The sequence below is a fragment of the Lentilitoribacter sp. EG35 genome (genome assembly GCF_040784015.1).
GTDB lineage: Bacteria > Pseudomonadota > Alphaproteobacteria > Rhizobiales > Rhizobiaceae > Lentilitoribacter.
Genome location: NZ_JBFNGQ010000001.1, coordinates 418,482 through 444,472 on the forward strand (window position 1 = coordinate 418,482; position 25,991 = coordinate 444,472).

The window sequence follows — 25,991 nt, forward strand, 5'->3', positions numbered from 1 at the left end:
AATACAAAATTATAGATAACAAACGTATGTACGGTGGTGCCCTTTGAAGGGCTGAAAGAAATTCCGGTGCGGCTGACTTAAACCAAGGGCCAATTCCAGAACTATCGATCATCGAAGCTGTTTTCAGTTTCGGCGTCTCGTGCATCAAATGATGAAACACAAGGAGATGCCGATGCGCATTCTATCAATTACGACTGGACTCATTATTTTAGCTCAACCTGCATACGCCCATATGGGGCATGCTGGTGAATTGGCCGGGCACGCCCATTGGGTGGGAATTGCTGCTGGTGTTGCAGCAATCGCTATTGCTGCGGCTCTGGTCAAAGGCAAAAAGAACACTGAGGTGGACAACGAGCAAGACGATGTATCGTCGGAAGAGACTGCAAGCGGTGAAACTGGAGAAACAGCATGAGCGCTCAAGAAAAAATCGGCATCATGGTGTGTGGCCATGGAAGTCGTAATCAGAATGCCGCAAAAGAGTTTTCATCTGTCGCCAAGGGTTTGAAAAAACTCTACCCTGATACGCCCGTTGAATATGGCTATCTGGAATTTTGTAATCCGGTTATTTCAGATGGTTTGGATAAGCTTCGTGAACAAGGTGTTACCCGTGTATTGGCAGTTCCGGGAATGCTATTTGCTGCCGGGCATGCAAAAAATGATATCCCTTCTGTACTTAACACTTATCAAGCGCAGAACGACGGTATGGTTATAAATTATGGTCGTGAACTTGGTGTAGATCTCAAGATGATCCGCGCAGCAGGTGCGCGTGTTGAAGAAGCGGTGGAAGCTGCAAATAAAGAGCATGGTGAAGTGGGTAAGCACGAAACACTTCTCATGGTTGTCGGGCGCGGTTCATCTGATCCTGATGCCAACTCAAATGTGGCCAAGATCACGCGGATGCTCTGGGAAGGATTGGGCTTTGGGTGGGCAGATACTTGCTATTCTGGTGTAACATTTCCACTCGTCGCACCTGGCCTTAAACATGCAGCGAAGCTTGGTTACAAACGTATTGTTGTTTTCCCGTATTTTCTTTTTACGGGCGTTTTGGTCAAGCGTATATTTAGCTACACCGATGAGGTAGCGGCACTAAACCCTGATATTCAATTTGTGAAGGCCGGTTATCTCAATGACCATTCGCTTGTCCTGGATACATTTAAAGACCGGGTTGAAGAAGTAAAAGTCGGGCAGGCATTGATGAATTGCCAGCTTTGTAAATATCGTGAGCAGGTTTTGGGCTTTGAGGATCAAGTGGGACTGCCGCAGGAAAGCCATCATCATCATGTCGAGGGTATTGGCGGTGGTTTAGAAGATTGCCCGTGTAATGGCGATTGCGATGCCTCTTGCCGCGATCAGGAATTTTGTGAGAAGCATAATCTTCCGTTTACACCGATACATTCACATGATCATTCTCATGATGATGGCCATACTCATAGTCATGATCACCATCATCATCCATATCCGCACGCAGATCATCCACACGGACCCGTTTCAATGACAAAGAAGACATAAATGTCTTCTTTGTCATACGAGCGAAACCCTGCCGAAATTTATCGAAAGTCATTTGAAACTATACGGCAGGAAGTGGATTTATCCAGGTTTGGCAAAGGGTTGGATCAACTGGTTATCAGATTGATTCATTCTTGCGGGATGGTTGATATTGCTGATGATGTTTTCTTCTCAAAAGATGCATTTACTAGCGGACGCAATGCACTTGAAAACGGTGCTAAGGTTTTTTGTGATGTTGAGATGGTTAGAAAGGGCATTATCCCTCGCATGTTACCATCGGAAAATGAGGTTGTTTGTTTGGTGAATGATCCAGATGTTCCGAATATTGCGCAGAAGAAAAATACGACGAGATCAGCGGCTCAGGTTGATTTGTGGAAAGATCAGCTTAAAGGGTCGATTGTGTCCATAGGCAACGCGCCAACAGCTCTTTTTCGATTATTGGAACTTTTGGATGAAGGTTGTGAAAAACCGGCTTTAATCATTGGCATGCCTGTTGGTTTTGTCGGTGCAGTTGAATCAAAGGCCGAACTTGCTGCCAACCCACGTGGCGTGCCTTTTGTTACAGTTGCTGGTCGTCGTGGAGGATCTGCAATGGCCGCCGCTACGGTAAATGCACTAGCTGGTGGGTTGAACAACAATGGTTAGAACTCCCTGGCTTTACATAATCGGTATAGGCGATAATGGTTTAGACAGCTTAAGCGGCCAAGCAACGAGACTGTTTGAAGCAGCTGAAACCGTTATTGCGCCTGCGCGCGTTCTCGAAGAAATTGAAACAGGTGATCGTGATATTATCCCCTGGACATTTGGTGTTTCTGAAACAATTATATTGATAAAGCAGAGACGCGGTACACCAACCACTATATTGGCAACTGGTGATCCTATGCATTTTGGGATCGGCGCCACGTTGCGGCGTTTTTTTGATGCGGATGAGATGGTTGTTGTACCATCGCCTTCCGGCTTCTCGCTGGCAGCATCAAAGATGGGGTGGCCGCTACAGGATACAGCCCAAATATCACTACATGGCCGCGCAGTGGAGGGGCTTCATACACATCTGGTGCCAAAGGCAAAGATATTGTCTTTAACGTCAAATGAGAGGACAATTTTTGAAGTTGCGAAATTATTAGTTGCTCGTGGATTTGGTTCATCTCGGGTTACGGTTCTTGAGCATATTGGCGGAAAGTGCGAAAAGATTACGGCATTTAAAGCTTCTGAAATCTCGGCGGAACTGAATAGCTTTGCTGATTTCAATATTCTTGCCATCGCATGTGAGGCTGATGTTTCGGCACCTGTCCTATCGCGAGTTCCTGGCTTGGCTGATGAAACGTTTGAGCATGATGGTCAGCTAACAAAGCGAGAAGTCCGTTCCGTCGTACTTTCGTTTTTAATGCCATATCAAAATGCAGTCCTGTGGGATGTTGGAGCAGGGTGCGGTTCAGTATCAATTGAATGGATGCGATCTTCACATGGTGCCTGTGCAATTGCAATTGAAGAAAATACTGAACGCTGTGATATGATTTTGGCGAACGCAAAGAACTTGGGTGTGCCAAAGTTGCAGTTGGTTCAAGGCGAAGCACCTGCGAGTTTGGAAGGTTTACAAAAGCCCGATGCCATATTTATCGGCGGTGGTTTAACGGATAAAGGCGTGTTTGATGCCTGTTGGTCCGCATTGGATGAAGGCAAGCCGCTTGTAGCAAATGCTGTGACTGTTGAAAGCGAAGCGAAGTTGATCGCCTTACATGAAAAATACGGTGGTGAACTTGTTCGTATGCAAATTGCAAGGGCTGTGCCAGTTGGTCGTTTTTCCGGTTGGAAACCTTTTATGCCAGTTACGATATGGTCAGTATTAAAAGGGGCTAACCGATGAGCGGCACACTTTATGGAATTGGCGTAGGTCCGGGTGATAGCGAGTTAATGACGTTGAAAGCATTGCGCATATTGCGTGAGTGCCCTGTTGTAGCCTATCCAGCGCCAGACAATGGTGAAAGCTTTGCCCGACAGATCGCAGCGCCATTTATATCGGAAGATCAGAGCGAAATTCCCATTGTCATTCCAATGCGTGTTGAAAGATTTCCTGCACAGGAGGTCTATGATGCTGTTTCTCACAAAATCGCTGAGCATTTGCGGCATGACCGCGATGTTGTTGTTTTGTGTGAAGGGGACCCGTTTTTTTACGGCTCATTTATGTATTTGTATGAACGCCTTGCAGATAAATTCGAATGTGAGGTTGTTCCAGGCGTTTCATCAATGATGGCAGGAGCATCTGCGTTAGGCAGGCCGCTTGCAGCTAGAAATGATGTGCTGACTGTTATTCCTGCACCTTTGCCAGATGAAGATATCTCGCGCCAACTAAAGAGTTGTGATGCTGCATCCATTATCAAGATTGGCCGCCACTTTGAGCGTATTCATAGTCTGTTGACCAAAGCCAAACTGATAGATTGTTGTGGTTACTTGGAGCGGATCAGTCTTCCTACACAAAAAATCATGCCGTTGGCATCGGTGAACCCCACTGAAGTTGCTCCCTATTTTTCAATGATCTTGATGTACAAAGGTGCTGAAGATTGGGTCTCTAACTTACCTATACCAGAGAAAGAGGCGGAACGTTTACAATGAAGCCTGCAATCATAATTCTGTCCTCGTCTGCAATGGCAGTGGCAGAGAAAATTAAGCAAAGCACTTCCGGCGAAATTCATGGATTTGAGAAAAGAGTCCTAAGCGCGGATGTTGTTTTTGGAGATGTAAAGGAGCATCTAGCTGAACTTTTCCTAGCCAGACGCCCGATTGTTGCTGTCATGGCAATTGGTGCCGTTACGCGTTTGTTGGCTCCATTACTTAAAAACAAGATTAGTGAACCACCTGTTCTGGTGGTTGCAGAAGATGCGTCGAGCGTGGTGCCATTACTGGGTGGTCATCATGGTGCAAACGAAATGGCTAGAGTATTGGCAGATGATTTAGGCGCTCACGCAGCTATTACGACTGCTGGTGATCTCCATTTTGGTGTAGCGCTTGATAATCCTCCCAAGGGGTATGTATTGACGAATCCCGAGAGCACAAAAAATGTAATGGCAGCGTTGGTAAATGGTGCGAATGTTGATTTAGTGGGAGATGCACAATGGCTTCGAGAAAGTAAATTGGCGTTTGAAGATGGTGCTGAAGTTCAGCTTACGGTTACACAAAAACTGAGTCATCCCAAGGAATTAGAGCTGGTCTATTACAAAAAGAGTCTGGTTCTTGGCGTGGGCTGTGAACGCGGTTGTAGTGCGGACGAACTCATAGAGCTTGCCGAAGCGACGATGAATGAAAATGGATTTTCCGAAGCTGCCATCGGTATGGTTTCATCAATTGATTTAAAGGCGGATGAAGCTGCAATTCACGCATTGGCGCGACGGTTTGACTGCCCAGCGCAATTCTATAACTCGGATGAGTTACTTGCTCAGACGGATCGATTGCAAACTCCGTCTGACATTGTTTTTGGTGAGGTTGGCGTTTACGGCGTGGCGGAAGGCGCAGCTTTGGCTGCTTCTGGAGGCGACGGCGATTTGATCGTGGCTAAGCAAAAGAGCCAGCGAGCGACATTGGCTATTGGGCAAGCTTCAGATGTGTTTGTGGATACATCAAAAACAGGGAAGCAACGTGGTCGATTATTTGTGGTTGGGATAGGGCCAGGAAATGACGCATGGCGTTCACCAGAGGTAACACAATATGTTTGTATGGCGACAGACCTTGTCGGATATTCACTTTACCTCGATTTGTTAGGTCCGCTTACACACGGTAAGACCCGTCATGACTTTGATCTTGGTAAGGAAGAAGCTCGCGTTCGCCACGCTATGGAGCTGGCGGGAGAGGGCAAAGATGTTGCCCTTGTTTGCTCAGGTGATGCTGGAATTTATGCGATGGCAACGCTTGTCTTTGAGCTGTTGGATAAGGCTGACGGTGAAGACGGATTAACGCCAGATGCAAAACGAATCGAGATCGCGGTGTCTCCGGGGATTTCGGCATTGCAGGCAGCTGCGGCTCGTATCGGCGCACCACTTGGACATGATTTTTGTACAATTTCACTCTCGGATCTTCTAACACCGCTTGAAGATATTGAACGACGTGTGAGCGCTGCCGCCATGGGCGATTTTGTTATCGCATTTTATAATCCTGTTTCACGCAAACGCCGCACTCAACTTGCGTGGGCGCGGGATCGTTTGCTTGCTGACCGACCACATGACACACCTGTCGTGTTGGCCACTAATTTAGGACGCGAAGGTGAAAATGTACGCGTTGTTAAACTTGGCGATTTGGACATCAATGACGTTGATATGCTGACTGTCGTGATTGTTGGTTCGAGTGAAAGTCGAACAATCAATACAGGCGATGGTAAAACATGGGTTTATACACCGCGCGGATATTCCGGTAAAAGTGGTTCCTCAATGGGTGAGAAATAATGAAAGTCTATTTTATTGGTGCCGGGCCTGGTGCGCCTGATTTGATTACTGTGCGCGGGTTAAAGCTCATCGAGCGCTGCCCCGTTTGTCTTTATGCGGGTTCGTTGGTTCCAGAAGAGATTGTGCAGGCTGCTCCAAAGGATGCGCTTGTTAAAGATACTGCGCCGATGAACCTTGACGAAATTATTGATGACATCAAAAAAGCGCATAGAGAGGACAAAGATGTCGCGCGTGTGCATTCAGGCGATCCGGCTATTTACGGTGCAACGGCAGAACAAATGCGTCGGCTTGATGCGCTAAATATAGCTTATGAAGTTATTCCGGGCGTGCCGGCTTTTGCGGGCGCTGCGGCAAAACTTTCGACAGAATTGACTTTGCCAGAAATAGCACAGACAGTCATTATTACCAGAACTGGTATGAAAGCCTCATCCATGCCGGATGGAGAACAACTTGAGATTTTAGGTCAATCTAAAGCAACACTTGCGATCCATCTTTCTATTCGTAATCTTGATTATATCAAAAATTCACTTGAACCTTATTATGGGTTGGATTGTCCTGTGGTCGTCGCATATCGTGCGACGTGGCCTGACGAGCAGTATATCTTTACTACGCTGGAGAATATGAAGGCAGATGTACGCAAGGCTAAGATTACGCGTACAGCTTTGGTTATGGTTGGAAAAGTGTTTGGCGATGTCAATTTTAGAGATTCAGATTTATATAATTCTGAATATAGTCATGTGTTGCGAAATGTAGGGAAGAAAAAGAGCAGGGCAGGGGCGTAGTCTTATTTTAGTCCGGCCTGTTGATCATGATCACCGGTATGCTTAATTCTCTTGCCGCTATAATCTTGCGGTAGGATTGTTCGCCGCCGGAGTTTCTGCATATGATGATCTGGATTTCGTTTTCTCTAAGGAGTGTAATCTCCTCTTCAATCGATGTGCTTGGTCGCCCAGTTAGCAACTTGTGGGATTTGAAACCCAGCTCCACTTCCGGGTTATCAACCATTCTGATGACAAAGTAACAATCTGTACGTGTTTGGAAAACATCAATATATTGTTTTCCAAGAGCCAGAAATACACGTGACATGTTGGGGATGGTTTTTGCAGCTTCCAATGTTGATGAGACGTTTACCCAATTATCACCGTCTTGTTTTTCCCATTCTGCCCGCAAGAGTGAGTTGTATGTAATGTTCTTTTTATTTGAAGCCGCTCGCGCGTTTTTTGAAATTTGCAAAGCATAGGGATGTGTTGCATCTATGATTTTGGTCACATTGTTTTCAGCGATGAATTTGATTAATCCATCTATCCCGCCAAAACCGCCGATGCGAATTTCACAGTTGAGTTTTGGTTGACCTGTTGTTCGGCCTGCAAGAGAATATATGATGTTATGATTGGTGTTCTCGCCGATGAGTTCTTGTGTTTTTGTAACGGCTTCCGCTGTGCCACCAAGGACTAGAATGGTTTCCATTACAATACCTCTTTAGCAATAATGTTTCCTTGTCGATCAACAATAATAACTTCCAGCTCAATTGGCGCATCTCGCAGCATATCTTTTGCATTTTTGGAGGCCAATGTTGCGATCGGTGTTGTTATATCAATGTTGTTTTCTTTTGTTATTTCAAAGGCTTCGAGAGCGGTATTCGCACTTAGAATCGTGCTTTTAAGATCTTGATTCAATCCCGCCTCCAATGCAATGTTTGCCAGGAAGTTCATGTCTATTTGGCTTCGGGAGGAATGTAGGTCCATCGATCCTTGTGCAAGTTTTGTTATCTTTGCAAAACCTCCTGCAATTGTCAGTTTTGGTACCGGATGTTTGCGGATATATTTTAGTAATCCTCCTGCAAAATCACCCATGTCCAAACACGCAATATCTGGAAGACCATATAAATCTTGAACAGCTTTTTCCGACGTTGAACCTGTAGCACCTAAAACATGATCAAGCCCTTCTGCTCTTGCGACATCTATGCCGCGATGAATGGAGTGTATCCATGCCGAGCACGAGAATGGATGAACTATACCTGTTGTTCCCAATATAGAGAGGCCGCCCACAATCCCTAATCTAGGGTTCCATGTCTTTTCTGCAATTTCTGCACCATCGGGTATGGAAATTCTGATTTCGACATCTGCCGGAAGACCATAGGTGGTGCAAATCTCTTCGACAATTTCTGTCATCATTTTGCGTGGCACTGGATTAATTGCAGGCTCGTCTTTTGGGATAGGTAAGCCGCTTTTTGTGACTATCCCCACGCCTTCGCCAGCTTTGAATACGATGCCGCTATCTGGCGGCATAGGCCTGACCGAGGAGATGATCATGGCGCCATGCGTTACATCCGGATCATCACCAGCATCTTTTATTATTCCCGCAACTGCATAGCCTTCACCAAGACTTTCCATCGCTAAAGGGAAGTGTGGGACTTCACCTTTCGGCAAAAGGATTGCGACAGGGTCAGGAAATTCGCCAGTAATGAGGGCTGTCAATGCAGCTTTTGTGGCCGCTGTCGCGCAGGCGCCAGTCGTCCAACCGCGTTGTAACTGTCTTGTCCCGTCTTTGTTGTTTTCATCAGCAGTCATTATTGGTGATAATACCATAGATTCATCTGTTTCTTGTCGATATCATTCTTTTCCACCGGATGGAAAGAGTGTAGAAGAAACATAACCATATAGGAACTCGAAACGAGGGTTAAACTTAATCGCATGCAGGATTGGCAAAACACATTACCAATGATGGAAGATGGGCATGTCTGGCTGGTTGGTGCAGGGCCAGGTGATCCTGGATTGCTAACTCTCCATGCCTATAATGCATTGTCTCAGGCTGATGTTATTGTTCATGATGCTTTGGTGAATTCGGACTGTTTAAAACTGGCCAGTGCAGACGCAGTTATAGAATATGCGGGCAAGAGAGGTGGGAAGCCATCTGCGAAACAGCGCGACATTTCGCTTCGACTTGTAGAATTGGCGCGTGCTGGAAAAAAAGTTTTGCGGCTTAAGGGCGGCGATCCTTTTGTTTTTGGACGCGGGGGTGAGGAAGCGTTAGCACTTGTTGAACATCACGTTCCGTTTCGCATTGTGCCTGGTGTGTCAGCTGGTATTGGAGGCTTGGCTTATGCTGGTATCCCAGTTACTCACCGTGAAGTTAATCAGGCAGTGACATTTTTGACCGGTCATGATGCTGGCGGAATTATACCGGATTCGATTGATTGGAATAGCATAGCTAAGGGTTCACCCGTAATTGTTATGTATATGGCGATGAAGCATATGGATGCCATCGTTACCAAATTACTGGCGGCCGGTCGTAGAGCTGATGAGCCGATCGCGTTAGTTTGTGATGCGACCACGGAGAAACATTTTGTGCTAGAAACTACATTGGCAGATGCTGTGAGGGACATCAAAGCAGCAGATTTATCGCCACCTGCCATTGTCGTTTTGGGGGATGTCGTTCGCCTTCGTTCGGGGTTAGACTGGCTCGGCGCTGCTGCTGGCAGATTGCTAGTTCCTGATCCGTTGAAGCTCAAACCCAACAAAGCGGTCTCATGAGCGGGTGCGTGATCGCAGCTCCTTCATCAGGCTCCGGTAAAACTACTATTACATTGGGGCTTTTGCGGGCACTTAAAAACCGAGGCATTTCTATAGCATCAGGTAAAGCCGGTCCTGATTTCATTGACCCGCAGTTTCACGCCATTGCATCGGGTGCTAAATGCTATAATTTTGACCCATGGGCCATGCGGCCTGAACTTCTTATTGGCCAAAAAAACAGATTGCAAAGCCCTGATGATTTTTTGCTTATAGAAGCTATGATGGGGGTGTTTGATGGTGCTGCAGATGGTACTGGATCTGCAGGGGACTTGGCAGCGTTACTTAATCTGCCAGTTATTCTGGTCGTTGATTGCTCAAAGCTTTCTCATTCTGTCGCGGCTGTTGTATCTGGTTTTGCCCATTTTCGGGACGATGTACATATCTGTGGTGTTATCCTGAATAAAGTCGCAAGCACTCGTCATGAAAAAATGCTGCGGGGAGCTTTATCTAGCCAATCTATCGAGATTTTTGGTGCAATACATCGTGACGATAGATTCAAGTTACCGGAACGTCACCTTGGCCTCGTGCAGGCGGGTGAACATCTGAAAATCGAGCAATTTATTGAAGATGTTGCCTCACATATTGAGCAGAACCTTGATATGCAACGGATTATTGATGTGGCAGATAGTAAGCATTCTGCGCAAATTCCCACAGTAAATGCATTGCCGCCTATTGCTCAAAATATTGCTGTCGCAAGCGATATGGCGTTTTCATTTTCCTACGAGCATATTTTAACTGGTTGGAGAGATATGGGCGCAGAATTGAGTTTCTTTTCTCCTCTTAATGACCAAACACCCTCTCAAAATGCAAAAGCAATCTACCTTCCGGGTGGTTACCCTGAACTTTACGCAGAAAAGCTGTCAAATTGCACTAGTTTTAGATCTGCAATGCGAAAAGCTGCCAATGAAGACAAATTGATTTACGGCGAGTGCGGTGGGTACATGGTGCTTGGTGAGAGGTTGATCGATGCACATGGGGTATCGCACCCGATGCTTGGTCTGTTACCGTTAGAAACAAGCTTTGCGAGTAGAAAACGTCAGTTAGGGTATCGCAAACTGCACCCAAAAAATAATTTGTTGTGGGATGGACCGCTTCGTGGTCATGAGTTCCATTATTCGACTGTTCATAAAGCAGATCATGTTGAACCTTTATTCTCCGCCGGGGATGCTGAAGACAACGCGTTAGGTGATAGGGGAATGCGCGTGGGTCATGTTGCGGGTTCATATATGCATGTGGTTGATCGGGCTTAGTTATGGAGCATATTCAACACGGTGGAAATTTACTCAAAGCCATTGAGGAATTTGGTGGCACTCAAGAAGATTGGCTCGATCTTTCAACAGGCGTAAGCCCGTTTACTATTGATCTACCTACGTTCCATAAAGATGTCTGGCGACGCCTACCAGATCCTTTGCATGTCGAGCGTCTTGAGGGACAAGCGCAGGAGTTTTATCAAACGAAATATAATTGCCTGGCCGTACCGGGCTCGCAGTTTGCCATCCAGCATCTGTCAAAGATATTGGATGGTGAGGTCGGGATTGTCGAGCCAACATATGGTGAATATGCAAATTCGTTTTTGCGTAATAATAGAGCCTACAAGTCGCTTTCAGATTTTAAGATTATTGATGATGTATCGTCAGTGATATTGGCCAATCCTAACAATCCTGATGGCAGGCTATATACCTCACAGGAATTGCAAGAACTCGCCGTACAACTATCTAAGCGTAATGGATATTTGGTCGTTGATGAGGCTTTTATGGAGTTTGATGATCATAATAGTCTTCTTAATGTTCAAAGTAGAGCAGATAATATTATTATACTTCGTTCGGTAGGGAAATTCTTTGGCTTGGCAGGTATCCGGCTTGGGTTTGTGTTTTCATCGTTTGATATTCGAATAAAATTTGCAACATATCTTGGCCCATGGGCGGTTACAGGTCCGGCACTGGCTATTGCAGAACATATTTTTACACATCCTGATATTGTAAACGAACTTAATCAGAAAACCTTAATCCGTCACAAGCAGATGGGCGAGATCCTAAAACAGTCTAAGCTAACAATTATTGGTGAGAATAAGTTGTTTTTTCTCATAGAACACTCAAATGCAAAAGCACTGGATGTTCATTTGAAGGAGCAAAAAATTCTGACCCGCATATTTGATTATAATTCTAAATGGATGCGTATAGGTCTTACGCCTGATCAGGGCGAAGATATTCGTTTGCTCAACGCTTTAAATGGGTTTCAGGTATGATGCTGTCGGAATGGCATTTTACTATCCTGTTTTGCGCAACTATTTTGGACATGCTTGTGGGGGATCCAGACTGGATCTGGCGGAAGTATACACATCCGATCGTTTGGTTTGGTCAAATTACCGGATATATGGATAAACGTTTCAATTCTAACCTTCTCTCCCAGGCTCATAAAAAGTTCACAGGTATAATGGCGATTGTCATGCTTGTGGCAATCGCTGTAATTTTAGGCCTATTATTTACAGCAATTTTATCCAATATTGGATTTCTGGGATACGTGCTGGAAGTTATCATCGTGGCCATCTTCATTGCGCAAAAAAGCATGTCTGATCATGTGGAACGGATTATCACTCCATTAAGAAATGGAGATATCAATGGCGCTAGGAACGCTGTTTCAATGATTGTAGGCCGCGATACAGCTCAACTTGATGAATCTTCTATTTCTCGCGCTGCCATTGAAAGCATGTCGGAAAACTTTTCAGACGGTGTGGTTGCTCCAATATTTTGGTATGCAATCTTTGGGTTGCCCGGTTTGTTTGCTTACAAAATGATCAATACAGCTGATAGTATGCTTGGGCACATGACTGAAAAATATCAGGATTTTGGATGGGCAAGTGCAAAAGTGGATGATCTTGTTAATTGGTTTCCTGCGCGTTTATCCGCATTATTCATTATTTTTGCTTCCGGCCTTGGCGCAAGAACGAAACCCCCTATGTCTGTTGTCAAAGTAGTTCTGAAAGATGCAAAACATCACAGATCTCCAAATGCTGGCTGGCCAGAATCTGCAATGGCAGGGGCTTTAGATATTGCACTTGCTGGCCCTAGAACCTATTCAGAATACAAAGTTGATGACGCATTTATGAACGCTACTGGTCGGAAAAAACTAACATTTATCGATGTTGAATTGGCTAAAATTGTATTTTTGACTGCGTGTTTGATAGAGGCATTTGTTGTTGTCATACTCATCACCATTAATCATTCGTTTTAACCATTCTCAACCTTTTGGCTGTGCACTAAGTCATTTTTCACGTAAAAGAGGTGATCTTTTAATCTCTCTGGGGGAGTGCCGAATGAAAAATGTTCTTATGATATTTGCATTTGTAATGTTTGTATTTTCGACAGTGCAGGCCAGTGCAGCACGACTTGAAGCGCGCGTTGATATTTCTTCACAAACGATGATCGTCAAACAGTATGGTAAAGTGAAGTACAAATGGAAGATTTCCAGTGGTCGAAAGGGCTACCGTACACCTACGGGCCAATGGAGTGCTAAATGGCTTTCCAGACACCATAAATCTAGAAAATATAACAATGCGCCAATGCCGTTTGCTGTATTTTTTAACGGTGGTTATGCAGTACATGCTACAAATGCAATTAAAAATTTGGGTCGACCAGCATCGCACGGCTGTATTCGATTACACCCAAAAAATGCATCAAAATTTTACAGATTGGTAGAGAAAGCGGGCTTAAGTAATACGCGTGTGGTCATCAAGCACTAAACGGGTTTTAGTTATTGGTTTTAGAAGAGGGCACTTTGCCCTCCTTTTTTTGGGCTTGATATACAATCAAAGCGTATGTTTGATATTCCAGCGGTCATGAAACCATTGCCATTGACCGGGATACTCTCTCACCCAATCTTCAACTTTATCATTTAGCAATTGGCAGGTGGCGTTAATGTCAACGACACCATCGGCGTTTTTGGGGATATCGATTGCCGGTTCAAGCTCGATGCGAAACCGCCCTTCCGGTAATCTGATGCATCTTGCCGGGAAAACATCGCATTCATATTGACGTGCAAGTTTAGCCAGAAGCGGATTGGTTCGAACCTTGTGCCCAAAAAAAGTCGTGTCAGCACCTCGTTTATCGAACTTTTGATCAACCAGCATGCCTACGCCGCCATTTCGGTCCAGTTTATGAGCCAATGTCCAAGCAGCGCCAGCAGTTGAGGGCACTAAGTCATCAACATGGGCACCGCGAGCTGAAAAAATCTTCTTAGCAATATATGGATTGTTTGGCGGGCGAAACAACGCGCTGACAGACAGGCCATATTTTTGTGAAACGATTGGTAGGAGTTCAAAATTCCCAGCGTGCATTGTAAAAACAATGAATGGTCTGGGATTTTCCATTAAATCTAAGAAAATATCAGTGCCGATAACTTCAATATTACCATTGTCTGGATTTTCAGGATCATATTTCGAGATTTTGTCTAAAAATATATATTCCGCACCCAAGCGAGACATGTTTGACCACATTTGGGAGACTATTTCTTCCCGTTCTTCCTCAGATTTCTCCGGAAATGCAAGGGCAACATTTTTCAAGGCAAGTTTTTGCCGGCTGGTTCTTGGACCAACAAATCCTGTAATTTTGTCCATAAAGCTTAATGCTGTCTGAACGGGTAGCAAGCGCGCAAGATTGAGCATCGAAATTGCGACACTCGCCTCAAGTCTATAGCGGATATTTGTTGCTATATTATATAGCTTTATTGAAAATTTGCTGGGTGTTTGTTGCAACACTAATCTCAGTTCGAACTATTTACAGTTTCAGGATAATTTTGCCGAACACTTTTCGTCCTTCCATACGCTCAAGCGCAGTTTGGATGTTTTCCATGTCAATCTCAGTGTCGATGACTGGCGATACAAGGCCTTGTGACATTTTGATCATGGCATTGTTCATGTTTTCCATGCGGCAACCAAAAGAACCAATGAGGCGTAATTGCTGCTGGAACAGCATCATGAGATTGGTCTCGGTAGAAACACCTGATGTTGAGCCGCAGGTGACCAGCCGGCCACCTTTTTTAAGGCTAAACATGGAGCCAGCCCAGGTATCTTTGCCAACATGTTCGAAAACGACATCAACACCCTTCTTTTTAGTGATTTTGCGCACTCGGCCTTCGAAACGGTCTTCGCGGTAGTTAATGACGTGATCAGCACCAAGTGCTTTGGCCTTTTCAATTTTGTCATCAGAGCCGACCGTTGTGATAACCGTGCAGCCCATTTTTTTGGCTAGCTGAATAGCCGCGGATCCAATGCCTGAACCACCAGCATGAATGAGAATGGTTTCGCCCGGCTGGAGCTTTGCATTATCAAAGAGCATATGTTCAACTGTGCCAAATGTGACAGGTGCAAGAGCTGCGCTTACGGCATCGACATTTGGTGGGGCAGGGACGAGCAATCGTGCGGGATAATTTACCCGCTCTTGTGCAAATCCATCAAGGTGGAAGCCGTGAACGCCACCGACTTCTGTGCAAAGATTATCGCGGCCTTCCTGACAATTTTTGCAGCGTCCACAGGTACGTGCACCGTAGATAGATACAATTTGACCGGGCACTAAACCTGAGGTTCCTGGTCCTACCGCCTCAACAATGCCTGCAGCCTCTGCGCCAATGACCAGTGGCATTTTGCGCTTTGCAAATGCCATGCCGCGCCATCCCCAAACATCAATATGGTTGAGTGCAACAGCTTTTATGGAAAGTTGAACTTCTCCGATACCTGGTGCTTCAGGTTCAGGTAGGTCAACAATTTCCAGTTTGCGGTCTTCAACAAGTTGCAGTGCGCGCATCAGCTTTCCTTGAATATTTGATTCTTATTATAATGTTACGCCAAAAAGCGTGTCGCAAACCTTTAAGCGGGATTGGCGCTGATGACAAGACATGCATTTTGTCCACCAAATCCAAAAGAATTTGAAAGAACAGTGGTAACTGGCATGTTGCGCTTTACGTTTGGCACGGTGTCCAATGGAATTGCAGGATCAGGATTATCATAATTGATCGTTGGCGGAAGGGTGCCAGATTTGATTGTCATAACTGAAAATACTGCTTCTACCGCGCCAGCAGATGTGAGCGTATGGCCAACCATTGATTTGTTAGATGAAACCGGAGTCGAGGCCATATTATCACCAAACACTGTCGAAAGTGCTAGATATTCCATCTTATCGTTCTCAGGTGTAGAGGTGCCGTGCGCGTTCACATAATCGACATCTGAACAATCAACACCAGCATCGGCTAGTGTCGCTTTTATTGCTGAAATTGCAGGTGCTGCATCAGGTGATGAGCGGGTTCTATGAAAATGATCAGCTTTTTCGCCACACCCTTTAATAACGCCATAGATTTTGGCTCCGCGATTTGTAGCGGCTTCTAATGATTCCAAAACTAGTGTCGCTGCACCTTCGGCAATTACGAAGCCATCTCTATCTTTAGAGAAAGGTTTTGAAGCCTTTTCTGGCGGATCATTCTGCGTAGATAAAGCTGACAATAGCGAGAAGCGTATGAGTTGTTCTGCATTAATTGAACCATCTGTAGCCACAGAAAGCGCACGGTCTGTACGACCTTGATGAATGGCTTCAACACCCAGCTGAATAGCTGTTACACCCGATGCGCAAGCCGTAGATAAGGTGATCGGCAAACCGCGTGTACCAAATTTTGCAGCAAGTCGCTCTGATATAGCGCCATACTGGGCTGAATCATGCAGCTTTTCATTTGGTTTATCTTGTAAGAGGTTCAGTAATTGGCGATAGGCTGAACCTTCACGCTTTTCGATTGGCACCTGGTTAGCCAAGTCAAAGCGCTGTTGCCAATCAGGTTCGGCGGGTGGGCCGGCTAGAAAAAGAGGTCCATTAAAATCCCCATTGATACCCGAATCTGCCACAGCTTCCATGGTTGCAGTCTCTGCAAGCTTATGGGAACGATTGACAATATTATCTTCTTCAATGTTGATAAAGTCGATACTCCCACAAATATGCGTGGATAGCTCATGGGTGGAGAAACGTTTTATCGGATGTATGCCAGATTGACCTTCAGTCAATTTTGTCCAGTTTTCATCAACACCTTGCCCCAATGATGTGACGACACCCATTCCTGTAACGACAACAATTGGTCTGCCAAGGTGATCTTTAAATGCTGATGATGTCATATTATTCTACCTAAGCCTTTGAAAGTGTGGCGATGCCCTCAGAGCGACGATGTCCAAATCCGGTAACAACGGCTTTCTGGGGAGGATTTTGCATATCTTGATCTAACTCGTCTGCAAATTTACCAAGCTTTTCATCATTGCTGAGCCCAACCGCTGCCAAAGCAATGCCTAGAGGGAATTGTGCCTCAACTGTGTGGCCAAATAAAGCGCTGCTGGTTCTAACGGTCGAATCAGCAAATTTTTGATCAAGTAATGTCCGTTCTTGATTCGAAATTTCTCTCGCCCCTGACGCGCCAGATATTACGAGTGTTTCAGTATCATTTGTCGCTTGGGTACTCTCACAAAGATAATCTATGCGAGATTGCAGCGCTTTGTCATCACGTGGACCACAATCACCGGCAACATTATCAAGCTGAGCATAAATTTTCGCGCCACGTGCTTCTGCGTGTTCGCGAGATTCCAGAATAAGAAATGCTCCGGCTGTTCCAAGTGCAATTCCACCTTGTTCGCCTTTGCGTTGCCAAAATGGACGAATAGGTGTCTTTTCGAGCTCATTTATTGCTTCAAATATGAAAAGTACATCTTCCCGTTCTGCAACGAAAGCACCACCAACTAAGCAATGGGTTGATTGTCCGTGTTTAATTCGGGCATGGGCTGTTTCAATGGCCGAAACGCCTGAACCTTCTTCGCCCATAAAGGTGCGAGACGAACCGGTTACTTTATGAACGATTGAAATGTTTCCTGCCATCAAGTTTGATAGCTGGGCAAGAAAAAGCGTTGGGCGAATTTCGGTACCAAGTTTTTCGTTTAGCAATTCATCGACATTATTTGTTTCTCGAGCGCCTTCAACGATCATTGAGTCGACTTCAACATCGCGTTCGCCGCCGCCTGCGCAAACAATCATATCCATTGATCCTACGGCATCTGCATCCTCTTTAAGGCCAGCGTCATCTAGAGCCAAACCTGCCGCAAATACACCAAGCCTTTGCCAGTTTCCCATTTGACGTTGATCACCTTTACGGGGAATTTGTTCCGTCCAGTCAATTTCAGGGAGTTTGTGAACGGCGTAGGGAGAGAGGATCTCTGTATCGATTACAGGATCAATCTTAGTCGATGATGTCAAAATATTCTCGTGAGCTTTGACACCCACACCAAGTGACGTTACGAGACCAATGCCCGTGACCACAACATCAGTATTCTGAGCCGCTCTGTGAGCCATTTGAGGCTTCCTTCACTATGTTTGCTGGGCTGCGATGGCTTCGTGTAGGCCCAATTTTTCTGCGCTGCCAAGAACATTATCAAGAAATGGCAGTTCTTCAAAGGATCTTGTTTTAAATTTGAGTTGCGCATTGCATACTCTTTTACCCGCCGTTGTGATTGATGTCTTTGCGACGATAAACCCTGAACCTTCATGCTCGATCTGAGCTTTGATATCCAAAACTGTTTCCGGCTCGACAAACATGCGCATTTTTGCGTTATCAACAGACATTAAAAATGGCATGATCTTGAAGTCTGTGACAGCGATAACCAATAGACCGACTGATTGTGCCATAGTTTCTATGAGTAAAACGCCTGGCACTAAAGGCAAACCTGGGAAATGCCCTTCAAAAACAGGGCTTTCTTTTGGCACGGTTGAGCGCATGCTTATAGTTTTCGCGCTAAGGTCTATAGCCTCAACGTGGTCAAGCATTTGGAAGTATTCTAATTGCATATGTTGTCGTCCGCCAATTGTTGGGGCTTTAATTAGCCCTTGGCAGCTCTAAGTTCATCAATTTTTGCGCAAAGATTTTTCAATACGAAATAATCTTCCGCATTTGCATTGCCGTCATTGATGTCTTGAGTCCATTTTTCCAATGGCGTTTTAATACCGAATTCTTTATCAATCGCAAAAACGATATCAAGGAAATCTAAGCTGTCGATTCCCAAGTCATCAACGGTATTGCTTTCCGGTAGAATTGTGTCGCGATCAAGTTCACTCGTATCAGCGATAATATCGGCAACTTTGTCAAATGTTTCAGACACGGTTTAGGACCTCATAAATTTATTGTTTCGGCGAACCTATAATCAAGTGCGCACAAAAAGCCAACGATTAATTCTTGTATTCAATGTTATTGGCCATAATTTGTGACTTTTTGTGGACCAGATTTGTAATTATTTGCAGACCAGAGGTTATATTTCTTTACAAGGCTTTTCAAATTCTCCTAAACACTTGGTAAGGGTAGTTCAATGAGTGGGTTGAGATTGACTCAAATACCACTTTTATGAGTGCGATTTGGAGGATTGAATGTCAGAACGTGAAAGTATGGAATTTGATGTGGTTATCGTTGGCGCGGGACCTGCGGGACTTTCTGCTGCTATTCGATTGAAGCAACTTGACGAAAATTTGTCCGTAGTTGTCCTGGAAAAGGGTGCGGAAGTTGGTGCTCACATTCTTTCTGGTGCTGTTGTTGATCCGGTTGGCATTGATAAGTTGCTGCCGAATTGGCGGGATGACGCAAATCATCCTTTTAAAACAGAAGTAAAAGATGATCATTTTCTGGTGCTAGGACCGGCAGGATCAGTACGTCTACCCAATATTATGATGCCCTCTTTGATGAGTAACCACGGAAACTACATAGTTTCATTGGGTAATGTGTGCCGTTGGTTGGGTGAGAAGGCTGAAGCGCTGGGCGTTGAAGTCTATCCCGGGTTTGCCGCCGCCGAGGTGTTGTATAACGATGATGGCGCGGTAATTGGCGTTGCAACGGGTGATATGGGCATCGGTAAGGACGGTCAACCTGGCCCAAATCATGAAGTGGGTATGGAGCTGCTTGGAAAGTATGTGCTTATTGGTGAAGGCGTTCGAGGATCGTTGGCGAAGCAGATCATTAACAAGTTTGAACTTGATAAAGATAAAGAACCTCAGAAATTTGGTATTGGTATTAAAGAACTTTGGGAAGTTAAACCCGAAAATCACCGAAAGGGCCTCGTTCAGCATTCATTTGGCTGGCCGTTGGATATGAAAACAGGGGGCGGTTCGTTTCTTTACCATCTTGAAGATAATCTAGTGGCTGTAGGATTTGTACTTCATCTCAATTACAAAAACCCTTGGATTTCTCCATTTGAAGAATTTCAACGCTTTAAAACTCATCCGACGATTGCGGCAGCTTTTGAGGGTGGTAAGCGATTATCTTATGGCGCTCGTGCCATCACCGAGGGTGGCTGGCAATCTGTGCCTAAACTCACGTTCCCAGGTGGTGCGTTGATCGGATGTTCTGCTGGATTGGTAAATGTGCCACGTATCAAAGGCTCTCATAATGCTGTGCTTTCGGGCATGCAAGCTGCGGAGAAGGTTGCTGCGACTTTAGCTGCGGGGCGTGCGCAAGACGAGATCATCGAGTATGAAAATGAATGGCGATCAACCGAGATAGGCAAGGATCTCAAACGTGTTAGAAACGTAAAACCACTTTGGTCAAAGTTTGGTACGATCATTGGCGTTGGTCTTGGTGGCTTGGATATGTGGCTTAACAGCCTCATTGGGTGGTCACCATTTGGCACGATGAAACACGGGAAGCCAGATCATGCATGTTTAGAGCCAGCAGATCAGCATAAGGAAATTACCTATCCGAAACCAGATGGTGTTTTGACATTTGATCGGCTTTCATCGGTGTTTTTGTCAAATACAAACCACGAAGAAGATCAGCCTGTTCACTTGAAGCTTGGAGATGCTGATTTGCAGAAATCGTCTGAGCTTGCGATGTTTGCAGGCCCGTCTAATAGATATTGTCCTGCGGGTGTCTATGAGTGGGTGGAGGAAGATAATCAGCAAAATTTTGTGATTAATTCCCAGAATTGCGTGCATTGCAAAACTTGCGACATAAAAGATCCTAATCAAAATATTAATTGGACTGTGCCGCAGGGTGGCGAGGGACCTCTTTACCCGAACATGTAGCTCTATAATAGTTGTAGCACTGTATTTGTGATAAGCAGCCATAGGCTTGTAGAGATTATGGCTGCGCCAGTACCTATGGTTATTGATGTGGCGGCTAGTCGTTGCCCTGTACCAAATTGTTGAGAGACAACCCATGCATTTATTCCTGCTGGTAGCCCGGCGATAGAAACTGCAACTTTAGTTGTAAAATCAGGCATTCCAACTAAAATTGCTACGCACAAGACCAATGCCGGCATGAGCATGAGTTTAAAAAATACAAGCGATAAAGCAGGTGCGATTTGCCCAGCGATGCCATAGCGGCTAACAGCCATGCCAAGTGCAAATAAAGCTATGGGGCCTACGGTTGCGCTGATGTTATCTATAAGCAAATTAGCAACGGATGGAGGATAGAAACCAATGATTTTTGCTGTAAATCCGGCGAGAACACCAATTACCAACGGGTTTGACAATAATTGACGAATGAAGTTTTTAAGTAGTTGAATAAAGTTGATAGCACCATCCGCCGCCCCATCACGTCGGCTTGCCCATTCAATTTGTATAATTGTAGCGGCAAGCATGACCGGCAGATGTATTGTCAGGATTTTAGACAAAACCGCCATACCATCATCACCATAGACGCCACTGACAAACGGTATCCCGACAAGCACGCTGTTTGAAAATGCGCCAGTTACACCAGCTACGACACCTGCGCGTGCATCTCGCCTAAATGCTTTTTGAATTGTGAGGTGAGAGATAGCCCAAATACAAGCCGCTGAACCAAAATAAACTGACCAAAGCTGGATCACAGTTCCACTTTGAAAATCTGCATAAAGTGTATTTTTGAAAAGTAAAAGTGGAACACCTACTTTGTAGATAAAAGCGGTCAGATTATCACTGACTTCTGCTTTAAAGTAACTAAAGGCAACCGATATATATCCCAGTGCGATCAATGCGAATATATAGATAATGGTTTCAGTATATGCTGGCATTTAGTCGCTTTCGAGCGTAAGTTTCATTGAAATTATAGTTATCACCTAAAAAGGGCAAATGAATTTACACTTGATGCAGCATAGGGCTGGCAATCAAAAACAGGAAGAGGGATAAGCATTTAATTAAAAAGCCCGTGTCAGATTTATGTCATCTGATCACGAGCTTTAATTAGCCGTCCCCTGGCTTATTCTTAGGTTAGACCTAGTGCATCGTCATCCACTCGCGGGCTTGACGAAGCGCTTTTGCGAGGTCTGCTTTAGTCATTGTATTTGATAGTTCTGCGCGAAGGTCCGCCGCACGTTCCGAGCCTTTGATGGCAGCAATGTTAAGCCATTTATGTGCTGTGATCATATCAAGTTCGCAATTACGACCTGTTGCATACATAAGGCCCATATCGCAAAGGATATCGGCTGGTGCCTCACCGCCTGCTATTACATTATTTACTTCTGCCATTTCAAAACGTGCCATTTTACTTATCCCTGTCATTTACTCCTTTGCGGAGCTTTATATTGTCCGGTTTTCCGGAATTTTCCCTGTTGCTCTTGAGGAGCATTACGCCTGTCATTTATGTGGACTTAGTGTCCTTGTCGCGCTGTTTTTCAACGCTTGTTTGATGGTTGTTAGAATGTCGGAATACTTTGAAAATGCTGTTAAATTGCATGATTAATTTCGGATAAACAAAATGAAAATATTTCGTAAATTTGTCATTTTGTTAAACATCAGAGTCACTCAGAATGCGCGAATTTCGATCAAAATTTACGATTGATTCATGAATGAATTTCAACCTTTGAGTAACCAAAGATTCCGAAGACAAAATACAGTTTTACTAAAATTGTCCTGAAAATTGGTGTGATTTGATTATCCACCTTGGGGTCTTGTTTTGCCTTTTTGCCAACAAATCCGACGCTGATCATCAGCCTGTTAACGAAACTGAACCGAACATGAATGGGTATCTCAGATTTTGTTCAGTTTCAGTCGTCTATCTTCTCAATCATCGAGACAAGAAGATCAATCGGATGAGGGGCTTTTAAAAATGACAATAGTTCTGGCGCAGCGCTTCACAATAATCGGACTGGCACTGACCGTGTTTGCAATGTTTTTTGTCTGGCAGGTTCGCGAGCAACAAATTTTGCGCCGACCATACCTATCTGGCGAACTGTTCGTCTGTGTTTCAGGAAAAGAACCAATTTGCAACATTCAAGATGTGAACGGAATAGAACAATGAGAACGCCAGCTAAACAAACTTTTTCTATTGTTTTTAGAGTTTCTCTTTTGATGGCGGTTTTAACTGGACCGCTTTGTGCAATGGCTCTTAGTCAAGACCGTGGTTTTGGCGACGATAGCAACGCCATTGGATTTGTTCTTATTAAAAGTATTCAACGCGGTGCATAATCTATTGTGAAAAAAGACACTGAGATGAATTCTGTTATTTTCCTGTCACCGTTATTCCGCTATAAGGTCACATGGATACACATTTACACACCAATTCTGACAATATACTTTCACCACAACGCGAAGAAGCTCAAGAATTTCGCAGTCCAAAAGATGCCGTTGCTGCATTGGAGAGGCTCTACAACAAGAATGTAGAGTTTATTCAAGATGCTTTTGAGAATTTTGTTCCCAGCGTTCGTAAATTTTATCGCGCTTATTATCCTGAAATTTGCATCAGCTGTCATACATTTGGCCAAACTGATCCGCGGCTTTCATTTGGGCATTTTTCGTCGCCAGGCGTTTACAGTGCGACAATAACTGATCCCACGCTCTTTCGATCTTATTTGACTGCACAACTAGAAATCATTCAAGAGAACCATGATGTTGTGTTTGTGATCGGGGAATCTCATGTTCCGATCCCTCTGCATTTCGCAATTACCAGTGAAACCAGCGTAAGTTCGTCTAAGGGCGAGGAGTTTAAGCTTTCCTTGCGGGATCATTTTGATACGCCTGAGTTGGCTACAATGGATGATTCCATTGTCAATGGCACGTTTGAGCCAGAGCCAGGCGAGCCGAAACCTCTTGCACCATTTACCGCTCAACGTGTAGATTATTCTCTGGCCAGACTAGCTCACTATACAGCTACTCATCCAGACCATTTCCAAAATTTCGTTTTGTTTACGAATTACCAGTTTTACATCGATGAATTTTGCAATTATGCCAAAAACATGATGGCAAATGGGACGGGGGGCTATGATAGTTTTGTCGAGCCGGGAAATATTACCACATACCCAAATACATCAAATACTAATTCTGACAAGCAAGTAAAATTGCCCCAGATGCCAGCCTATCACCTGACAAAGTCAGGGCATGGCGGTATAACGATGGTCAATATTGGTGTGGGGCCGTCAAATGCGAAAACAATCACCGATCATATTGCGGTTTTGCGCCCTCATGCATGGTTGATGCTTGGGCATTGCGCAGGATTACGTAATAGTCAGCAGTTGGGTGATTATGTGCTGGCGCATGCCTATGTACGTGAAGATCATGTTCTAGATTCGGATTTGCCGCTGTCGGTTCCAATTCCAGCATTGGCGGAAATTCAGGTTGCATTGCAAGATGCTGTTGAGGAAGTGACCGGGTATGACGGTTATGACCTTAAACGTATCATGCGGACTGGAACAGTAGCAACAATTGATAACAGGAACTGGGAACTTCGAGATCAAAAAGGGCCTGTTCAGCGTTTATCTCAATCTCGTGCTGTTGCTCTTGATATGGAATCAGCGACGATTGCAGCCAACGGATTTAGGTTTCGAGTACCTTATGGAACCTTATTGTGTGTTTCTGACAAACCATTGCATGGTGAACTGAAGATGCCCGGAATGGCAACCGAGTTTTATAAAACGCAGGTCAATCAGCATTTAAAAATTGGTATTCGAGCTATGGAGATGTTGGCAGATATGCCACCGGAACGGCTGCACTCTCGTAAACTTCGTAGCTTTGCTGAAACACCGTTTCAATAATTTTTGTCAGATGAATCCAAATAGAAATGTGAAAATATGTCTGTAAGGGTTGGGCTTCTTCAAACCGGCGACCAAGGTGAGGCGATTGCTGCAAAATATCGTTCAAATGCAGACCTGTTCAAAACAATGCTGGATGGGCAAGGTTTTGAATTCGATGTTTATGAGGTCAACCGTGGCAAGCTTCCAATAAGTGTGCATGCAGCGGATTCTTATTTAATCACAGGCTCGCAACATGGCGTTTATGAAAAGCTCGCCTGGATATCAGAACTAGAACAATTCGTCCGAGATTGCTTTGTGGCAATCAAGCCCGTTGTTGGGATCTGTTTTGGCCATCAGGTAATGGCGCAGGCGCTCGGTGGTAAAGTTGAAAAATTTAAAGATGGTTGGGCATTAGGCAGACAAGAATATCGAGACTTTGATGGCAAAATCTTTCCAATAAACGCCTTTCACCAAGATCAAGTACTTGCAGCTCCTGCTGATTCTACGTTAATCTTGACGTCGGACTTTTGTGCATGTGCGGCGCTTTCATATGGGGAAAGGGGGCTGTCATTTCAGGGGCATCCAGAAATGGACGCTGAATTTATCCTCGACTTGCTCGACGTAAAAGCTGACTTTCTTGCGCCTCATCAAATTGCAACTGCTCGTGCAAGTTTGGAACCAATGATGGACGTAAGCACCATTACGTCTCAAATAGTTGATATGTTGACATCTCAAACTAAAAAATAATTCCAGATACGGATTTACTATGTATGCTCTTAAACAAGTTGGAACCAAGTCTATTTTATTCGTTATGGCTGCTGAGCCAGAATATGGGACGCAGCTTAAGCAAATCTTTAGTCCGCTAATGTGCGGTGTAGGTCCTGTAGAATCTGCCGTTGAGGTTACCCATGCATTAGCAGAGTTATCGCTAAGGAATGACTTGCCGGATGTATTGGTTTCGCTTGGCTCTGCGGGATCGTCTACTTTGAAACAAGCGGAAGTCTATCAAGCGACAAGTGTTTCCTATCGGGATATGGACGCTTCCCCCCTTGGTTTTGAAAAAGGTAAAACTCCCTTTTTAGATCTGCCAGTTGAAAACGTGCTTCCGTTCCTAATTCCTGGCGTACCCACCGCGAGATTATCCACTGGGGCTAACATCGTCTCGGGGGATGCATACAAAGATATTGATGCTGAGATGGTAGATATGGAATCGTTTGCAATCCTGCGCAGCTGTATGAAATTTGATGTTCCTATGGTGGCCCTGCGAGGAATTTCAGATGGGAAAGAGGAGCTGAAAAAAATGACTGATTGGACAGAATATCTTGATACTATTGATCAAAAACTTGCCCAAACGGTCGAAAAGTTGTTCAAAGTGATAATGTCAGGTGAAATTCTTTAACGGGATTAGCCTAACTTTCGTTCATGATCGTTGCTTCTATGAGTTGTTAGCTGTTGCGCAAGCGCCACTTATAAAGTCCTTTTCCTGTTGATATCTGTTTTACC

General features: G+C 44.7%; 28 protein-coding genes. 18 read left to right on the top strand and 10 right to left on the bottom strand.

Annotated features, from left to right (window positions below; genetic code table 11):
* The first annotated feature begins 172 nt into the window (after positions 1–172).
* The 7 genes from AB2J24_RS01900 to cobM are packed head-to-tail and all read left to right on the top strand — an operon-like array spanning position 173 to position 6,718.
* On the top strand, positions 173–412 hold the full coding sequence (locus AB2J24_RS01900; RefSeq protein ID WP_162652569.1) for a DUF6732 family protein: 240 nt from the start codon (positions 173–175) through the stop codon (positions 410–412).
* A complete protein-coding gene (locus AB2J24_RS01905; RefSeq protein WP_367384225.1) occupies positions 409–1,509 on the top strand; it encodes a sirohydrochlorin chelatase in 1,101 nt (366 codons plus the stop codon). Before AB2J24_RS01900 ends, AB2J24_RS01905 begins: the two co-directional genes overlap by 4 nt.
* Positions 1,510–2,151, top strand: coding sequence for a precorrin-8X methylmutase (locus AB2J24_RS01910; protein ID WP_367384226.1), 642 nt, complete (start codon positions 1,510–1,512; stop codon positions 2,149–2,151).
* Positions 2,144–3,370, top strand: coding sequence for a precorrin-6y C5,15-methyltransferase (decarboxylating) subunit CbiE (cbiE, locus tag AB2J24_RS01915; protein WP_367384227.1), 1,227 nt, complete (start codon positions 2,144–2,146; stop codon positions 3,368–3,370). Before AB2J24_RS01910 ends, cbiE begins: the two co-directional genes overlap by 8 nt.
* On the top strand, positions 3,367–4,116 hold the full coding sequence (gene cobI / locus AB2J24_RS01920; protein ID WP_367384228.1) for a precorrin-2 C(20)-methyltransferase: 750 nt from the start codon (positions 3,367–3,369) through the stop codon (positions 4,114–4,116). The genes cbiE and cobI overlap by 4 nt, the downstream gene beginning before the upstream one ends.
* Complete coding sequence (gene cobJ, locus AB2J24_RS01925) at positions 4,113–5,936, top strand: precorrin-3B C(17)-methyltransferase (protein ID WP_367384229.1); 1,824 nt, start codon at positions 4,113–4,115, stop codon at positions 5,934–5,936. The genes cobI and cobJ overlap by 4 nt, the downstream gene beginning before the upstream one ends.
* Positions 5,936–6,718 (top strand): precorrin-4 C(11)-methyltransferase, encoded by a 783-nt coding sequence (gene cobM, locus AB2J24_RS01930; protein ID WP_367384230.1) that lies wholly within the window; start codon positions 5,936–5,938, stop codon positions 6,716–6,718. Before cobJ ends, cobM begins: the two co-directional genes overlap by 1 nt.
* A 7-nt stretch (positions 6,719–6,725) precedes the next feature.
* Here cobM and AB2J24_RS01935 read toward each other — a convergent pair whose 3' ends face one another.
* Both AB2J24_RS01935 and AB2J24_RS01940 read right to left on the bottom strand, forming a co-directional pair.
* Positions 6,726–7,403 carry a cobalt-precorrin-6A reductase gene (locus AB2J24_RS01935; RefSeq protein WP_367384231.1) on the bottom strand — a complete coding sequence of 226 codons (678 nt, stop codon included), beginning with the start codon at positions 7,401–7,403 and terminating at the stop codon, positions 6,726–6,728.
* Entirely contained in the window at positions 7,403–8,506 is a 1,104-nt protein-coding gene (locus AB2J24_RS01940; RefSeq protein ID WP_367384506.1) for a cobalt-precorrin-5B (C(1))-methyltransferase, read from the bottom strand. Before AB2J24_RS01940 ends, AB2J24_RS01935 begins: the two co-directional genes overlap by 1 nt.
* A gap of 123 nt (positions 8,507–8,629) precedes the next feature.
* On the opposite strand from AB2J24_RS01940, the gene cobA reads away from it, so the two are divergent.
* From cobA to AB2J24_RS01965, 5 genes are all read left to right on the top strand, one after another.
* A complete protein-coding gene (gene cobA / locus AB2J24_RS01945) occupies positions 8,630–9,469 on the top strand; it encodes a uroporphyrinogen-III C-methyltransferase (protein WP_367384232.1) in 840 nt (279 codons plus the stop codon).
* The gene (locus tag AB2J24_RS01950; RefSeq protein WP_367384233.1) at positions 9,466–10,758 is read left to right on the top strand and encodes a cobyrinate a,c-diamide synthase; all 1,293 of its coding nucleotides are present in this window, start codon (positions 9,466–9,468) and stop codon (positions 10,756–10,758) included. The genes cobA and AB2J24_RS01950 overlap by 4 nt, the downstream gene beginning before the upstream one ends.
* Before the next feature lie 2 nt (positions 10,759–10,760).
* Positions 10,761–11,753, top strand: coding sequence for a threonine-phosphate decarboxylase (locus AB2J24_RS01955; protein ID WP_367384234.1), 993 nt, complete (start codon positions 10,761–10,763; stop codon positions 11,751–11,753).
* 2 nt (positions 11,754–11,755) lie between these two features.
* The gene (gene cbiB, locus AB2J24_RS01960; RefSeq protein ID WP_420883610.1) at positions 11,756–12,739 is read left to right on the top strand and encodes an adenosylcobinamide-phosphate synthase CbiB; all 984 of its coding nucleotides are present in this window, start codon (positions 11,756–11,758) and stop codon (positions 12,737–12,739) included.
* 82 nt (positions 12,740–12,821) lie between these two features.
* A complete protein-coding gene (locus tag AB2J24_RS01965; protein ID WP_162652557.1) occupies positions 12,822–13,247 on the top strand; it encodes a L,D-transpeptidase in 426 nt (141 codons plus the stop codon).
* A gap of 66 nt (positions 13,248–13,313) precedes the next feature.
* Here the strand turns inward: AB2J24_RS01965 and AB2J24_RS01970 are convergent, their stop codons facing one another.
* The 6 genes from AB2J24_RS01970 to AB2J24_RS01995 all read right to left on the bottom strand — a co-directional run bounded on the left by AB2J24_RS01970 (position 13,314) and on the right by AB2J24_RS01995 (position 18,677).
* Positions 13,314–14,261, bottom strand: coding sequence for a lipid A biosynthesis lauroyl acyltransferase (locus AB2J24_RS01970; RefSeq protein WP_367384236.1), 948 nt, complete (start codon positions 14,259–14,261; stop codon positions 13,314–13,316).
* Positions 14,262–14,280: 19 nt separating this feature from the next.
* Complete coding sequence (locus tag AB2J24_RS01975; RefSeq protein WP_162652556.1) at positions 14,281–15,306, bottom strand: zinc-binding dehydrogenase; 1,026 nt, start codon at positions 15,304–15,306, stop codon at positions 14,281–14,283.
* Positions 15,307–15,368: 62 nt separating this feature from the next.
* Positions 15,369–16,655, bottom strand: coding sequence for a beta-ketoacyl-ACP synthase (locus AB2J24_RS01980; protein WP_162652555.1), 1,287 nt, complete (start codon positions 16,653–16,655; stop codon positions 15,369–15,371).
* 10 nt (positions 16,656–16,665) lie between these two features.
* The gene (locus AB2J24_RS01985; RefSeq protein WP_367384237.1) at positions 16,666–17,874 is read right to left on the bottom strand and encodes a beta-ketoacyl-ACP synthase; all 1,209 of its coding nucleotides are present in this window, start codon (positions 17,872–17,874) and stop codon (positions 16,666–16,668) included.
* Between the two features lie 15 nt (positions 17,875–17,889).
* Positions 17,890–18,366, bottom strand: coding sequence for a 3-hydroxyacyl-ACP dehydratase FabZ family protein (locus AB2J24_RS01990; protein ID WP_162652553.1), 477 nt, complete (start codon positions 18,364–18,366; stop codon positions 17,890–17,892).
* Between the two features lie 32 nt (positions 18,367–18,398).
* On the bottom strand, positions 18,399–18,677 hold the full coding sequence (locus AB2J24_RS01995; RefSeq protein WP_162652552.1) for an acyl carrier protein: 279 nt from the start codon (positions 18,675–18,677) through the stop codon (positions 18,399–18,401).
* Positions 18,678–18,939: 262 nt separating this feature from the next.
* Here AB2J24_RS01995 and AB2J24_RS02000 point away from each other — a divergent pair, with 262 nt between their 5' ends.
* Positions 18,940–20,586 carry an electron transfer flavoprotein-ubiquinone oxidoreductase gene (locus AB2J24_RS02000; protein ID WP_367384238.1) on the top strand — a complete coding sequence of 549 codons (1,647 nt, stop codon included), beginning with the start codon at positions 18,940–18,942 and terminating at the stop codon, positions 20,584–20,586.
* Between the two features lie 2 nt (positions 20,587–20,588).
* Here the strand turns inward: AB2J24_RS02000 and AB2J24_RS02005 are convergent, their stop codons facing one another.
* The gene (locus tag AB2J24_RS02005) at positions 20,589–21,554 is read right to left on the bottom strand and encodes an AEC family transporter (RefSeq protein ID WP_367384239.1); all 966 of its coding nucleotides are present in this window, start codon (positions 21,552–21,554) and stop codon (positions 20,589–20,591) included.
* A gap of 202 nt (positions 21,555–21,756) precedes the next feature.
* The gene (locus tag AB2J24_RS02010) at positions 21,757–22,023 is read right to left on the bottom strand and encodes a sel1 repeat family protein (RefSeq protein ID WP_162652549.1); all 267 of its coding nucleotides are present in this window, start codon (positions 22,021–22,023) and stop codon (positions 21,757–21,759) included.
* Between the two features lie 565 nt (positions 22,024–22,588).
* On the opposite strand from AB2J24_RS02010, the gene AB2J24_RS02015 reads away from it, so the two are divergent.
* The 5 genes from AB2J24_RS02015 to AB2J24_RS02035 all read left to right on the top strand — a co-directional run bounded on the left by AB2J24_RS02015 (position 22,589) and on the right by AB2J24_RS02035 (position 25,887).
* Positions 22,589–22,780 carry a hypothetical protein gene (locus tag AB2J24_RS02015; RefSeq protein ID WP_162652548.1) on the top strand — a complete coding sequence of 64 codons (192 nt, stop codon included), beginning with the start codon at positions 22,589–22,591 and terminating at the stop codon, positions 22,778–22,780.
* Complete coding sequence (locus AB2J24_RS02020) at positions 22,777–22,947, top strand: hypothetical protein (protein ID WP_162652547.1); 171 nt, start codon at positions 22,777–22,779, stop codon at positions 22,945–22,947. The genes AB2J24_RS02015 and AB2J24_RS02020 overlap by 4 nt, the downstream gene beginning before the upstream one ends.
* 71 nt (positions 22,948–23,018) lie before the next feature.
* Positions 23,019–24,509 (top strand): AMP nucleosidase, encoded by a 1,491-nt coding sequence (locus tag AB2J24_RS02025; protein ID WP_162652546.1) that lies wholly within the window; start codon positions 23,019–23,021, stop codon positions 24,507–24,509.
* Positions 24,510–24,545: 36 nt separating this feature from the next.
* Positions 24,546–25,235, top strand: a complete 690-nt coding sequence (locus AB2J24_RS02030; RefSeq protein WP_367384240.1) for a type 1 glutamine amidotransferase — start codon at positions 24,546–24,548, stop codon at positions 25,233–25,235.
* Between the two features lie 19 nt (positions 25,236–25,254).
* Complete coding sequence (locus tag AB2J24_RS02035; RefSeq protein ID WP_367384241.1) at positions 25,255–25,887, top strand: 5'-methylthioadenosine/S-adenosylhomocysteine nucleosidase; 633 nt, start codon at positions 25,255–25,257, stop codon at positions 25,885–25,887.
* Positions 25,888–25,991 lie beyond the last annotated feature (104 nt).